13 protein-coding genes are annotated in these 13,835 nt (G+C 41.3%); 4 read left to right on the top strand and 9 right to left on the bottom strand.

The features are described from left to right. Positions 1-259: 259 nt before the first annotated feature. From upp to RGB74_RS01190, 3 genes are all read right to left on the bottom strand, one after another. Positions 260-889, bottom strand: a complete 630-nt coding sequence (upp, locus tag RGB74_RS01200) for a uracil phosphoribosyltransferase (protein ID WP_310259009.1) — start codon at positions 887-889, stop codon at positions 260-262. Positions 890-1,152: 263 nt separating this feature from the next. Continuing rightward, a complete protein-coding gene (locus RGB74_RS01195; protein WP_310761169.1) occupies positions 1,153-1,899 on the bottom strand; it encodes an ABC transporter permease in 747 nt (248 codons plus the stop codon). Next, positions 1,896-2,813, bottom strand: coding sequence for an ABC transporter ATP-binding protein (locus RGB74_RS01190; protein WP_310761168.1), 918 nt, complete (start codon positions 2,811-2,813; stop codon positions 1,896-1,898). Before RGB74_RS01190 ends, RGB74_RS01195 begins: the two co-directional genes overlap by 4 nt. Positions 2,814-3,039: 226 nt before the next feature. On the opposite strand from RGB74_RS01190, the gene RGB74_RS01185 reads away from it, so the two are divergent. Further along, positions 3,040-4,137, top strand: a complete 1,098-nt coding sequence (locus tag RGB74_RS01185; RefSeq protein WP_310761167.1) for an acyltransferase — start codon at positions 3,040-3,042, stop codon at positions 4,135-4,137. A gap of 259 nt (positions 4,138-4,396) precedes the next feature. Here the strand turns inward: RGB74_RS01185 and glyA are convergent, their stop codons facing one another. Beyond that, positions 4,397-5,632 carry a serine hydroxymethyltransferase gene (glyA, locus tag RGB74_RS01180; RefSeq protein ID WP_310761166.1) on the bottom strand — a complete coding sequence of 412 codons (1,236 nt, stop codon included), beginning with the start codon at positions 5,630-5,632 and terminating at the stop codon, positions 4,397-4,399. A 199-nt stretch (positions 5,633-5,831) separates the two neighbouring features. Between glyA and RGB74_RS01175 the strand changes: the two genes are divergently transcribed. Continuing rightward, a complete protein-coding gene (locus RGB74_RS01175) occupies positions 5,832-6,278 on the top strand; it encodes a hypothetical protein (protein WP_310761165.1) in 447 nt (148 codons plus the stop codon). 11 nt (positions 6,279-6,289) lie between these two features. Here RGB74_RS01175 and RGB74_RS01170 read toward each other — a convergent pair whose 3' ends face one another. After that, positions 6,290-7,831 (bottom strand): gluconokinase, encoded by a 1,542-nt coding sequence (locus tag RGB74_RS01170; RefSeq protein ID WP_310761164.1) that lies wholly within the window; start codon positions 7,829-7,831, stop codon positions 6,290-6,292. A 278-nt stretch (positions 7,832-8,109) separates the two neighbouring features. On the opposite strand from RGB74_RS01170, the gene RGB74_RS01165 reads away from it, so the two are divergent. After that, positions 8,110-8,577, top strand: a complete 468-nt coding sequence (locus RGB74_RS01165) for a GNAT family N-acetyltransferase (RefSeq protein WP_310761163.1) — start codon at positions 8,110-8,112, stop codon at positions 8,575-8,577. A gap of 263 nt (positions 8,578-8,840) precedes the next feature. Here the strand turns inward: RGB74_RS01165 and RGB74_RS01160 are convergent, their stop codons facing one another. From RGB74_RS01160 to RGB74_RS01145, 4 genes are all read right to left on the bottom strand, one after another. Beyond that, on the bottom strand, positions 8,841-9,413 hold the full coding sequence (locus RGB74_RS01160; RefSeq protein WP_310761162.1) for a TIGR01440 family protein: 573 nt from the start codon (positions 9,411-9,413) through the stop codon (positions 8,841-8,843). A 32-nt stretch (positions 9,414-9,445) separates the two neighbouring features. Then, the gene (gene rpiB / locus RGB74_RS01155) at positions 9,446-9,886 is read right to left on the bottom strand and encodes a ribose 5-phosphate isomerase B (RefSeq protein WP_310761161.1); all 441 of its coding nucleotides are present in this window, start codon (positions 9,884-9,886) and stop codon (positions 9,446-9,448) included. A 105-nt stretch (positions 9,887-9,991) separates the two neighbouring features. Next, entirely contained in the window at positions 9,992-10,603 is a 612-nt protein-coding gene (locus RGB74_RS01150; RefSeq protein WP_310761160.1) for a low molecular weight protein arginine phosphatase, read from the bottom strand. Between the two features lie 164 nt (positions 10,604-10,767). After that, a complete protein-coding gene (locus RGB74_RS01145) occupies positions 10,768-11,310 on the bottom strand; it encodes a manganese efflux pump MntP (RefSeq protein ID WP_396136088.1) in 543 nt (180 codons plus the stop codon). A gap of 199 nt (positions 11,311-11,509) precedes the next feature. Here RGB74_RS01145 and RGB74_RS01140 point away from each other — a divergent pair, with 199 nt between their 5' ends. After that, entirely contained in the window at positions 11,510-13,729 is a 2,220-nt protein-coding gene (locus RGB74_RS01140) for a PAS domain S-box protein (RefSeq protein ID WP_310761159.1), read from the top strand. The last annotated feature ends 106 nt before the right edge of the window (positions 13,730-13,835 follow it).

Below are 13,835 nucleotides of genomic sequence, written 5' to 3'. Positions count from 1 at the left end.
GCTCATAATTCCACACTTTTAATGAATATGTTCGACAAACCGATGACCACTTCTTACGTAAAAACGATGCGAATATCGCTAGTTTTTTTGTGATGAGTATGAGGATTTTCCGTAATTGAGTCTCTTTCGTATCGAATTGAGTCTCTTCGAAAAGGAATTGAGTCTCTTTTCATCATAATTGAGTCTTTTGACAAATTTCGACAATTTATCTTCAAAATAAAAACCCCTCTGAAAAATATTCCGAGGGGTTTCTTACAATTTATTTTGTTCCGAACAAACGGTCGCCAGCGTCACCTAGGCCAGGAACGATGTATCCGTGGTCGTTTAATTTTTCATCTAATGCTGCTAAGAAAATATCAACATCCGGGTGCTCTTCCTGAATGACTTTTACACCTTCAGGAGCTGCAACTAGGCACATAAGCTTAATGTTCTTTGCACCGCGGTTTTTAATCGATGTGATAGCCGCAGATGCAGATCCGCCTGTTGCTAGCATTGGATCGATTACGATGAAGTCACGCTCTTCTACATCAGTTGGAAGCTTCACGTAATATTCAATCGGTGTTAATGTTTCAGGGTCACGGTACAAACCAACATGTCCAACTTTTGCAGCCGGGATCAGTTTAAGGATTCCGTCAACCATGCCAAGACCCGCTCTAAGGATTGGTACTAGCCCTAATTTTTTTCCGGCGATTGTTTTCATTGTTGCTTCAGCTACTGGCGTTTTCACGGTTACTTCCTGCAATGGAAGGTCACGCGTAATTTCAAATGCCATCAGCCCTGCTACTTCGTCTACAAGCTCGCGAAATTCTTTTGTACCCGTGCGTTCGTCTCGAATGTATGTTAATTTATGCTGAATTAACGGGTGGTCCAGGACGTATACATTACTCATGTTAAAGCACCTCTCCTTTATGTATCTTTTTATTCTTTTCGTTCATTTCTAAAAGCATCTCTAGAATTGTACAGAAAATCATCATCCACTTCAAGCGAAATCAAGATAATATCAATAAAGGTTTAACTCCAAATATTTCATATCAATCACATCTACTACTATACCCCTTTTTTCGGATGGAAATTATAGCCTAGTTTAAGCAAAAAAGAGTATTGGCAGCTCCCAATACTCCAACACCAGCTGTTTTCATCTCTATAGAGACCTTATTCTGCTTTCCCGCTCCATCTAAAAAATTTTGAAGACAGCACGATCGAAACCACTGAGATACACGATAATACGATTACGGGCGTCATGTTTTCCCATATAGGTGATGTGTTCCACGTTGCACGGACTAACTCGATTACATAGTACAAGGGGAGCACCTTAGCGACATACTGAAGAACATCAGGCATCATTTCCAGTGGAAACGTGGCACCTGATAAAAAGAGCATCAAGTTTAAAAAGAGTGAACTGATCGCCGCTGCTGTTCCTACGTTTTTTGCTAATGACGTTAGAAAAAGCGCGAATGGAAAGAATGAGACGATGCTTAAAAAGAGTGCAATCAAAGTACTTCCTAAATAGGCAGGAGCTTTTAGATCAAACATTAGTGCTCCGAAAACAACAAGAACGACTGCCGAAAAACTAAAAATTACCGTTCCTTGGATGGTGTGAGCAAAAAGAATTTTCCATGGTGCGAGCGGAGTAGACTGATATCTTCTAAGAACGCCGGTTTCGCGATAGCCGGCAAGAACGGTACCTAATGTAAAAAAAGCTGTGGTAACAATGTTCACTCCGATCCAAGAAGGAATGTACAAGCTGGCAAAAGATAATCCTCCCATTTCTTGATTATTGAACATCGAGCCAAAGAGCCAAATCATAAGTACAGGAAATAAAAATGTCCAGAAAACCTGCAGTTTATCGCGAAAAAACATTTTCGTTTCAAGTACTGTCAATTGCCATAGTGCCGTCATGCCGATTGCCCTCCCTCCAAATAGTGCACAAACAAGTCATCTAAAGTGCCTCTTTCAAATTTAAAATCCGAAATGTGATAATTCCCTTCTTGTGCTTCTTTAAAAAGATAATACGAACATGTTTGAAGATCCTCCGCATAAATGCGGTAGGAATCCTGATCCCCGTCATGTTCTACTTTTATAATGCCGGCAAGACCCTTCAATTGATCTATTGGAAAATCTGGACTTCGGAAACTTAAGAAATGAATAGATAAATCTTCAACCAGCCTGCCCGGTTCATCCAGCGCACGTAGTTCTCCGTTATAAATCATCGCTACCCGGTCACAAAGTTTTTCTGCTTCTTCCATGTAATGAGTTGTAACGACAATTGTCGTTCCTTCGTCCCGCAATGAACGAATGATGTCCCACATTTCTCTTCTTGCATGCGGATCGAGCCTCATGCTCGGTTCGTCTAGAAATAGGATGTCAGGTCTATGTAGTGTCGCAAGCGCCAATGTTACACGCTGTTTCCATCCACCCGATAAGTCATCAAAGTACGTATTCATTTTTTCTTCAAGTCCTAAAAGTTTAATAATATGATCGTTCGTATTATCTTGATCATAAATCGACCCAAAAAGCTGGATTGCTTCTTTTATCTTCATTTTTTTCTGAATGGATGTTGCTTGAAATTGAACACCGATCCTGTTGTTCAATTTTTTCCGGTCTTTTTCTGGATTCATTCCTAAAACTAAGACTTCCCCTTCGTCCTTTTTGCGGAGTCCCTCTAGAATTTCAATCGTGGTTGTTTTTCCAGCGCCATTTGGCCCGATAATGCCGAATATTTCACCTTTTTTTACAGAAAAAGAAAGATTGTTTACCGCCTTAGTCGATCCGTACATTTTACTTAAGTTTTTGACCGAAATAACTTCTACCATAAACACCACTCCCCCTTTCCTTAATCTTACATTATGCATGAGCACCATTCAAAATTTTCCATTTTTTATTTTCTGATTGTAAAGCTGTTATTAAGGAGCTGTAAAAGATACGATATTCCTTTTATTTACAGCGATTGGACCCTAGTTTTATACAAATCTTCCACGAACGCTATAGAAGCGAAATAATTAAACAGTTTAAATATATGTTTACGGAGAGGATGTAAAGGTGAATACACTAAAAACCAACAAAGAATATTTCAATGAAATTCACTTTTTAAGAGCGTTTGCGTGTATAGGTGTACTTTTTGTGCATATTTCAGCAACCTATTTCACTCAGGCAGGAGAAGTTTTTAACTCGTTTACGTACTTCTTTAATCAGATCGGGCGTTTTGGCACACCAACATTTGCGGTTATCAGTGGATTTTTACTTTTTAATCAAGTGAATAAAAAAGGATTTCACTTTAAGAAGTTTGCGGTTTCTCGGACAACGAAAATCATCATGCCATTTGTCATCTGGAGTATTTTTTATCAATTCGTAACTGTGTTTCTTGTCGGGGCTAAATTACCAGAAGATCCTAAAGTTCTTTTATATAACTTTACAATGGGTGAATCTTTTTACCATCTGTATTTTATGGCGATTGTTGTTCAATTTTATTTCATTTTCCCTATTTTACAGTTCATTCGAAACGGCTATGGCTGGTGGATTGGTTTGCTCGTATCTGCAGCAGTCAGCCTTTACTTTTCAAACGTAACTGAGGTTCCTATCTTTACAGGTATACTTGAACGAGTCATTATCGATAAGGTATTTCTATTACACTGGATTTTTTATTTTATTTTTGGGGGATTCATGGCTTACTATTGGAAGCCTATCTCTCTGTGGTCAAAAAAATACTCACATATACTAGCTCTATCCGTTATTGCTATTTATATTGGAGCAGTAGTTGAATATAAGATGATTGGTTCTGTTTCCTCACAAAGAGAAACGAACCTGATTAACATTCCTTTATTAAGCTTTGCAACGATCGGTTTGTATTATTATTTAGCGAAGTTCGATTGGATAAAAAACTCCCTTCAGACGATCGGACAGTTTTCGATGGGGATTTATTTAATTCATCCTTTTACCTTAATCATGCTAAAAAAGGTTCTTCCTGCTGACGTTTGGCAGACAGAGATGATGCCGATTATGTTCTTTGTCGTCCTTTTCGGAACACTTGCATTCGTGAAAATCATTCAGCAGCTGCCAAATGCTCAATACATTATTCCGATACCTGCTAAAAGAAAAGCAACGGATCAACCTATACAAAGAAAACCAGTTTCTGCTTAGAAACTGGTTTTCTTTAGACTGTTTTCGTAATCTTTGTTGTTCTTGAAAGCAGTTGATTTCCGCGCTGGTTTGCTCGCTTTCCGCGGGGTGTGCGGTGAGCCCATTCGTCGCCATGCGACATTGAATGGTCTCACCTGTCCCACTGATCCCGCTGGAGTCTCGCACCTTGCTCTCCTATCAACTTGTACATGAAGTCTCTTTACACCTATGACATCAAGCAACAATCTTTTAGAAAAAGCCTTTCTTTCTCACATCTATTTTATTCGTAAAGCTTGTATTTTCCTGCTAGTTTTTCTACTCTTGCTTCTGCGTCTTTTAGTACTGTTTCATCTTCAACGTTTTTCAATACAGATGCCATGATAGATGCGATCTCATCCATATCTTCTTCTACAAATCCGCGTGAAGTAACAGCTGCTGTTCCAATACGGATTCCGCTTGTTACAAACGGGCTTTCTTTATCGAATGGAATCGTGTTTTTATTAACCGTGATTCCGATATCATCCAGCGCTCTTTCAGCAACTTTACCAGTTAACGCAAGCTCGCTTACGTTGATCAGAATCAGATGGTTGTCCGTTCCGTCAGAAACGAGTGTCAGTCCTTCTTTTTTCAAAGAATCTGCAAGACGTTTTGCGTTTTTCACGATTTGTTCTGCGTATTGTTTAAACTCATCAGTTAATACTTCACCGAACGATACCGCTTTTGCAGCGATCACGTGCATTAATGGTCCGCCTTGAATTCCTGGAAAGATCGATTTGTCGATTTTTTTCGCGTACTCTTCTTTACATAAAATCATACCGCCGCGGGGTCCGCGAAGTGTTTTATGCGTTGTTGTTGTAACAAAGTCAGCATAAGGCACTGGATTTTGGTGAAGACCAGCTGCAACAAGTCCTGCAATATGAGCCATGTCAACCATTAAGTAAGCTTCAACTTCATCCGCAATTTCACGGAATTTCGCGAAATCGATCGCACGAGGATACGCACTTGCCCCTGCAACGATCATTTTGGGACGATGCTCGAGAGCTTTTTGACGAACATCTTCATAATCAATTAAGTTCTTTTCTTTATCAACACCGTATTCAACAAAATTGTATTGAACACCCGAAAAGTTTACTGCACTTCCGTGAGTTAAGTGGCCGCCGTGAGATAAGTTCATCCCAAGAACAGTATCACCAGGCTCTAGAACTGTGAAATAAACAGCCATGTTTGCTTGAGCGCCTGAGTGCGGCTGCACGTTTGCGTGTTCCGCTCCGAAAATTTTCTTCGCACGGTCTCTTGCAAGGTTCTCTGTCACATCGACATGTTCACATCCGCCATAATAGCGGCGTCCTGGATACCCTTCTGCGTATTTATTCGTTAAAACGGAGCCTTGAGCTTCCATTACGGCTTGGCTTACAAAGTTTTCAGAAGCAATTAATTCTATTTTCGTACGCTGGCGATGCAGTTCGTCCATGATGGATTGATAAACTTCTTGATCAGCTGATTGTAAATGTTTCATTTTTCGCTTCCCCCTCACCTTATGTCTAAAATTTTTTGTGTAACATACGTCTTCTATATTACACATTTCTGCTCCAACTTGTAAGAGTTTTGCGCAATCTTTCACAAACGTTTGAAAATTCATTTTATTTGTATACCTTTTCCATGATATGATGGACTAAACGAGAGAGATAGAAGATTTTAAAGGGGAGTCATACATCATGTTGAAAAAATGGTTTGGAGCAAGTCTCCTTATTTTAGTATTAGCCTTAACGGGTTGCAGTGAGGATAAAGCAAAACCAGAAGAAAAACCGAAGTCTGAGCAAAAAGAAAAAAATACAACAGCCGATAAAATGGAGAAACAGCAAGCAGACGTCATCAAGCACATGAAGAAAACGGCAGTAGTGCTTGATCCAAAAACGCTGGAATCCGATTCAAATGCATACGACAAGAAAATCATTAAAGCAACTGGTACAGTAAGTTCAGAAGCGCAAAAAATGGGTGGCAGCTTTGAATTCAAAGTAGGCGACGCGAAGTATAAGGTTATGAATTTTACGATGGATAATTCTATTGCTCAAGGTGCTGAAATCACGATCTACGGCAATGTAAAAAATGGCAAAGATGCTAAAACGGGATTACCTACCTTAAATGCTACTTATGTAGAATAGAAAAGAGCGGATTATTGTCCGCTCTCTTTTTTATTTTGGAAACGATGGATAATCGGATAAAGCGGCTTGATCGCTTTGGACAAACCTTCATAAATACCGAATAATTCTTCATAGATTTCTTTATTTTCGGGATTTGGCTGAACCGCCTCATATTGCTTCGTTTCTTCCTTCACTTCTTGCAGTTCGCTCGTCAATCCGATTGCAAATCTGCCTAGAAGAACTGCCCCAAGGCACGAGCTCTCTGTATTCTGCGGAATCGATACTTCTTTTTGAAAAACATCTGCCAGGATTTGCTTCCATATAGCCGATTGCGTGAACCCGCCTGTCGCGAAAATTTTTATGTCGTCCGTTTGTGTTTTTACAAGATTGTACACGGAATAGAGATTTAATATCGTACCTTCTAACACTGCCCGAACGAGATGTGCTTTTTTGTGGCGTAAAGTTAATCCAATAAACGATCCTTTCGCCTGCGCATCCCATAAAGGCGCCCGCTCGCCTGTTAAGTGAGGGAGAAACACCAATCCTTCAGCCCCAGGAGGAACTGACTCTGCGTATTCCGATAAAGTTTCATACTCTTCTTCTTCATCAGCTTTTTCTTGTAAATGATCTTTTTCTTGTAAAAGATCATGAACCCATTGAAACGCAATTCCTCCGTTATTGACTGGACCACCGGACACCCAGTGGTTTTCTGTGAGCGGATAACAAAAGGTTCGGCCTTCCTCGTCCAAAAAAGGCTTTTGTGAAGTAGTTCGAATTGCCCCGCTTGTTCCGATCGTAACGGCAATATCTCCAGGGGAAATCGCTCCTACACCGAGATTCGACAACGGACCATCTGTTGCTCCGATGACCACTTTCACGTCAGAGCCGAGACCGCAATCCGCTGCAATACTCTCAGACAACTGTTCCCAAAAATAAGTAGTTGGCTGGATTTCGGGCAGTCTTTCAGCTGTCACACCAGCCATCTTTAAAGATTTTTCATCATACTGCAACGTTTCCATGTTCCACAGCCCAGTTGCTGCGGCTGAAGCATAATCAGTCACCCACTCGCCAAACCAGTGGAAAAGTATGTAATCTTTAATTCCTGCGAACTTAGCAGCCTTTGAAAAAATTTCGGGCTGTTCTTTTTTCAGCCACATTAATTTAAACAACGGAGTCATTGGATGTACGGGCACGCCAGATCTTTTGTATAGTTCAAGGCTTTCGGTACTTGTCTTTTCTTGCATCACATAAGGTTCACTGCGCGTATCTGCCCACGTAATACTATTCGTTAACGGATTCCCTTCCGCATCTACTGCGATTAAGGAGTGCATCGCCGTACTAAACGATATAAAGCCGATACGATTCGCCATATCCGCACTTTTCTTTACGGTTTCTTTCAATGAGTGAAGAACCGCTTCGTAAATTTCATCAGGGTCTTGTTCGGCCGCCCCTGGTTCTTTTGATAACAAAGAATATTTTTTTGAATGGTGTGCAACAGCAGCACCTGATTCATCAAATAAAACAACCTTTGTGCTCGATGTTCCGATATCAATTCCAATTGCATAATCTTTCAAAATGTACTGCCCCTTTCAAACGCTATAAAAAACTTAGCTGACGCAAGGACATTCCTGCTAGTGCACCTAAACTTGTAAATCGTCGCAATCCTTCCTTGTTTCTTAAAGTACAAAAAGAAAATGCGGTCATGTTCTCTATCTCTTATTCTAATCATTAATGCTATAAAGAATCCTAACATAAAAACTAAGGGCATCCGAATTAAAGAGTACCCCATTCCTGTCATAATCCTGTATGCTAGGATTAATAAAAATACCAAATGATAGGAGATGTGTTTCACTTGACCACTTTACAAATCCGCCCTGCTGTGAAAGAAGATCTGGATCAGCTTCGAGCTTTGATGTTTTCGTACATCGTTGATTTTTATAAAAGTAAATGGCCAGATAGTGAAAAGGTTGATGAACTTATTGTTCATCTGTTAGAAAATCCGAGCACCGGCAAACAGTTTGTCGCAGAAACGGAAGACGGAAAGCTAGCCGGATTCGCCACTCTCTATTACTCGTTCAGCACAACGCGAGTGAAGAAAATAGCGATTTTGAACGACCTTTTCGTAGATTCCTCGTTTCGTGGAGAGGGATTGGGCGAGGAGTTGTTTCAGCAAGTGCTGGCTTATACAAAAAATGAAGGTTTTGCTTATATGTCATGGCAGACCGCTGCTGAAAATAAGCCTGCTCAGGCACTTTATAGCAAAATGGGCGGAAAAAACATCAATCCAGAGTGGATTCATTACGAAATTGAACATAATTAGGAATCTTGGCAGCCGCCAAGCCTCTTTTTTTTGTTTGATTGCTCGTATGGGTTAATCAATCCCGCGAAAAATCGTGTTAATCCCACGAATTTTCGGATAATCCCGCGAAAAGGTTACATAATCCCGCGAAAATTTTAATAAATCCGCGAATCGACATTATTCGCCAAAATTCGACACCTGCGCCAACAAAAGATTCGACCCCGCGGGGAAATCCCAACAACTCACAAAAATAAAAAAGCCCTCATCAGGAGGGCTTTTCAAATTTAAAAACACCGTATGTCTTCTTTGCTCGGATAGACTGCGCGTTCGCCGCCGATCAGCTTCGGTCGTGTTTTTGCCAGCGTCACATGGGCTTCGCCGACTTTTTTCACTTCGCTTCTCACAGGAACGGCAACATGCTTGAGGTGCATACCGATAAAGGTGTCACCGATATCTATGCCTGCGTCCGCTTTTATATATTCAACGATTACGGGCTCATTCATATGGTGAAAGGCGTGTGTAGCCAGTGCACCGCCTGCTGAACGAGCGGGAACAACCCGAACCTCATCATAGCCTCTTTTATCTGCTTCCTCACGCTCCATGACGAGAGCGCGGTTTAAATGTTCACAGCATTGAATGGCTAAAGCGACACCTGTTTCTTCTTGGAACGCTACAATACCGCGGTATAGCGCACCTGCTGTGTCCATTGTGCCTGACGTACCAATTCGTTCTCCAATTACTTCGCTCGTACTTGCACCTACCACTAATAATTGTGAAGATCTTAATTGTGCTTGTTTTTGCAAATCATGCAAAACACTCAGGACTTGGTCTTGAATCTGTTGGAGCTCGTCGCTCATTTGTGGTCTTCCTTTCGTTTTTGGGTCAAAAGTTATTGACCTTCATATTGAGAGATTTTGTCCACTCGGCGACCGTGGCGTCCGCCTTCGTATTCAGTTGTCAGCCACACTTTTGCAATTTCTAAAGCGAGACCTGGACCGATGACACGTTCACCCATGGCGAGCACGTTGCTGTCGTTATGCTGTCTCGTTGCCTTTGCACTGAACAGATCATGAACAAGCGCACAGCGGATTCCTTTTACTTTGTTTGCTGCAATACTCATTCCGATTCCCGTTCCGCAAATTAAGATTCCACGATCCGCTTCACCGTTTGCTACTTTTTCAGCTACAGGAATGGCATAGTCGGGATAATCGACAGATGTGCTGCATTCACAGCCAACATCTTCTACTTCCATGCCAAGTTCTTCAATCATGGCGATAATTTCTTTTCGTAATTCGACTCCAGCGTGATCTGAACCTATTGCTACTTTCATGCTGAATAGCACCTGCTCTCTCATCTTTTTTCCATTATATTCTGTCCAGATTGCCTATTCAATGTCATTGCACACCAATTTAGGACAGCCTCATTCGATTATGATTCACTCATGAGTCATATCGTCTTTTTTCACTAATTTTTCAATAAGCGCTTCAATTTCGTCTCTTGTTTCTTTATAAATATCCAGCGGTCCGCCAAAAGGGTCCATGATATCTAGCGACGGGACCGTGTTCTCAAGTGCCATTCGTCTTTCAACGAGTGGTCTGACGGCTTCGGCAAACCCTTTTTTCACGTCTTCACTCTCCGAATCTTTTCCCATAAACTCAAGCTTAATCATCTCAATCTCTGTATACAGCTGATAAATTTCTTCTATCTTCTGCTTCTCATCATCGTCGAGAACGTACTCTTTTAATGTATAAGTCTTATTTACCGCATCTGGCCACTTTCCAACAAGCGCATGTTTGTGGTTCTCCGTCATTGTTAAAATCAAATCTGCCCAGCTGATCAAAAATTCAGAGACACTTTGGGACTGATGGTTTTCTTTAATTTTTCTCTCTTTTAATGCGTGAGAAGCGTTCGAACTCATAACCGCTCCGTTTCCCGCGTACACACCAGCTGATTTTACATGAAACTTCCCTTTGCCTTTTTCACGCAAAAGAGCTTCCGCCATCGGACTTCGGCATGTGTTCCCAGTACAGATAAATAACACATTCATGGGGTGTCACCTCATATTCTAACTTTCCCTATTTTTATGAATAATAACGGATATCTCTAGTATAGTAAAAACGAAATGCTCTGAACCACTATTTTTAAAGTAAACTTGTATGACAGCGTGTCTTTTTTCATCAGACTTAGCTGCACTTACACTTTCTTAGCGTATTAAAACGGCAAAAGAATTTTCATGCCGAATGCCAGCAATATACAGCCGCCGAGTGCCTCACTATACGATCCGAGCCATTTTTGAACTTTTCTTCCCATCATCAGCCCCAGCCAAGTCAACAGCATGCTCATAAATCCAAACATGAAGATCGTGACCCATGTTTTTGCACCGTAAATCCCTAAACTGAGTCCGACTGAAAAACTATCAAGACTTGCACTTAACGCAAATACTAACAGACCAATTCCTACTGGGTGAACAAAAGGTTCGTCGCTTTTGGAAAAAGAAGAACGAATCATGGTCAGTCCCAAAATGACGAGCAAAATGCCCCCAACTACAGCGGCGATACTTCCAAAATGAACCGAGATTTCCTTGCCGATTGTCATACCGCCAAGCGGCATCAGCATGTGGAACAAACCAATTGTGATTCCTATTTTCATAATTTGATTTATCCTAAGTGACAGCATCCCCATACCCAGACCGATCGAAAAGGCATCCATTCCGAGTGCAAAGGACATAAACCATAGTGTCATCCATTCCCCCATCGTCCCCAAAATCGCTTCCACCCCTTTATCGCTCACTACTCTCAGCCTATGCATGTCTTTTTTTAAAAAGACTACAAAAATATACAAGCTGTAGAACGTTTAAGAGATGAAGACTTTCACAGGGCTGAGAAGGGATAAACCGATTGATAGCGTATATAAAATGTATAATAACTTTTCTTCGCTAAAGGGAGGAACGAACATGGTCCATAACGCATCGGCCATTCCGGCAATAGGAGAAAAACCGTGGCAGCTTTCCCCATATAAAACCGGTATTTCCCAACAAAAAAGCATGACTTTCCGCTTCATCAAAAAAGACGGCTCCATCATAATGACGGAGAGTGAAGGAGAACTTTTTGACTTGTTCGGGCTCAAGCAAAAAGAAGTGCTGCAAAAAAAGATTGAAGAAATCTTCCCGCCTGAAATGGCCGATTTTAAAAGAAAGGTATATGAACGGGCATTGAACGGAGAAAGCCTGACGTATGAAAGCGAACTGAACGGCATTCCTTTTTTAGCGGCAATCGGACCGGTCCATAAAAACGGAGTCATCGAAGAGGCTTACGGTTTTTGTGTCGATTTAAGCGACAGGATACGGATTGAAACGCAGCTTGCCGAAAGTGAACAACGCTTCCGTTCCCTAATGGATCATAATATCGATGCCTTGTTTTCATTGGATTTAGACGGGAAATTCACAACCGTTAATCAAGCTTGCACCGAGCTTACAGGCTATGACGAAAAAGAACTGCTGAATATGACTTTCGATCCGCTAATGATGCCTAATCGAAAATCATTGGCGATCGACAATTTTAAAGATGCGCTGCTAGGAAACTCTCAAATGCACGAAGTCCTCATTCGTCAAAAAGGCGGGGGTATTCGTCAAGTTACCTTTACACTCACACCGATCATTGTTCTTAATCAAGTTCATGGAGTTTTCGGGATAGCAAAAGACGTTACCGAAAAACGAGAAGCCGAAAAAGAATTGAGGGAAACAAAAGAATTGCTGGAAGCGGTCATCTATCACTCCAGCGATGCTATTTCTGTCATCCACCTAAAAAATTTCTCGGTAAAATTGAATCCTGCTTTCGAGCAGATCTATGGCTGGTCTGAAAATGACTTAGTCAACCTTTCTTCACATATGCTCCCCGTCGTGCCAGAGGACAAGGCCGCGGAATCAGAACGGCTCATGACAATCGTAAAACATGGAGGCTATGTGAAAGCGGTAGAAACGATCCGTTTAACGAAAAGCGGCAAGCGGATAAATGTCAGTCTTTCGCTTAGCCCGATTTATGACGAAAGCGGCGAGGTTGTTGCCCTGTCCGCGATTTCACGCGATATTACAGATAAAAAGCTAAAAGAAAAAGCGTTAAAAGAAAGTGAAGAAAAGTACCGAATTATAGCGGAAAATACAAACGATTTAATAGGTGTTGTCGACCTAAAAGGAAATGTAAAATATTTTTCTCCTTCTAACCGGCTGCTGCTTGGCTTCGATCCATCCCTTTATGACGGAAAAAGAATTCAAGGATTTTTCCACCCGGAGGATCGGCCAAAAGTAAGAATCGCCATAAATGAAATGGTCAATACACAAAAGCCCGTGAAGTTCGAAGTAAGATGCAAGCATGCTCATGGACACTGGGTAACACTGGAGGCAAACGCGACTCCCATACTAAATGATAATGATCAGCCTGCTTCTTTTGTTGTTGTTGCCCGTGATCTTACTGAGAGGAAAAAGACGGAAGAAATGCTGCGGAAATCCGATAAACTCTCCGTACTCGGCCAGTTAGCTGCTGGTGTTGCTCACGAAATCCGCAATCCACTCACGTCTATTCGAGGATTTTTACAGCTGCTTCAAACAAAAGCGACTGAAAATGAAGAATACTATCAAATCATGCTGTCTGAACTTGATCGAATAAACAGCATTGTCGGTGAATTCATGCTTCTTGCTAAACCGCAAGCGATGAATTTTATGAAAACCGACTTAAGGCTGCTGCTGAATCATGTCATATCAATTCTTGATACCCAAGCCATTTTAACAAATGTGCAGATTCACTTTGAATGTGAATCTGACACCCCTGAAATCTGGTGTGTGGATAACCAAATTAAGCAAGTGTTTGTTAACATGTTGAAAAACGCGATAGAAGCTATGCCAACTGGCGGTTCTGTACATATCAATCTCAAAAAACAGGGAGATCATGTGATTACGTCTTTCAAAGACCACGGCTGCGGAATATCTGAAGAGCGCATTGCCACGTTAGGTGAGCCTTTTTATACAACAAAAGAAAAAGGCACAGGCCTCGGGCTTATGATCTGCTATAAGATTGTTGAAAACCATTACGGCAAAATCTTAATCGATAGTAAAATAGACGAAGGAAGCACTTTTTCCATCATGCTTCCGATCGAAAAAAACAAACCCGCGACAGAATAAATCGCGGGTTTTTCTTCGTTTGGGATTGATGCAGAGCCCAGATCGTCTGACCGCTTATTTTCGGTATGGCGCTCGTATTTCTCGTATGGCGCGTTCAGCGAGTATA

The organism is Bacillus sp. NEB1478, from assembly GCF_031582965.1.
GTDB lineage: Bacteria > Bacillota > Bacilli > Bacillales > Fictibacillaceae > Fictibacillus.
The sequence above is the reverse complement of the archived record's forward strand: the minus strand, read 5'-3'. Positions and strand labels throughout refer to the sequence as shown.

What these genes read in the sequence shown, in the direction of transcription:
- RGB74_RS01140 (WP_310761159.1), top strand. Translation starts at nt 11,510, where the DNA reads ATGGTCCATAACGCATCGGCCATTCCGGCAATAGGAGAAAAACCGTGG.
- RGB74_RS01160 (WP_310761162.1), bottom strand. Translation starts at nt 9,413, where the DNA reads ATGAGCGACGAGCTCCAACAGATTCAAGACCAAGTCCTGAGTGTTTTG.
- glyA (WP_310761166.1), bottom strand. Translation starts at nt 5,632, where the DNA reads ATGAAACATTTACAATCAGCTGATCAAGAAGTTTATCAATCCATCATG.
- RGB74_RS01190 (WP_310761168.1), bottom strand. Translation starts at nt 2,813, where the DNA reads ATGGTAGAAGTTATTTCGGTCAAAAACTTAAGTAAAATGTACGGATCG.
- RGB74_RS01195 (WP_310761169.1), bottom strand. Translation starts at nt 1,899, where the DNA reads ATGACGGCACTATGGCAATTGACAGTACTTGAAACGAAAATGTTTTTT.
- rpiB (WP_310761161.1), bottom strand. Translation starts at nt 9,886, where the DNA reads ATGAAAGTAGCAATAGGTTCAGATCACGCTGGAGTCGAATTACGAAAA.
- RGB74_RS01150 (WP_310761160.1), bottom strand. Translation starts at nt 10,603, where the DNA reads ATGAATGTGTTATTTATCTGTACTGGGAACACATGCCGAAGTCCGATG.
- RGB74_RS01175 (WP_310761165.1), top strand. Translation starts at nt 5,832, where the DNA reads ATGTTGAAAAAATGGTTTGGAGCAAGTCTCCTTATTTTAGTATTAGCC.
- upp (WP_310259009.1), bottom strand. Translation starts at nt 889, where the DNA reads ATGAGTAATGTATACGTCCTGGACCACCCGTTAATTCAGCATAAATTA.
- RGB74_RS01145 (WP_396136088.1), bottom strand. Translation starts at nt 11,310, where the DNA reads ATGGGGGAATGGATGACACTATGGTTTATGTCCTTTGCACTCGGAATG.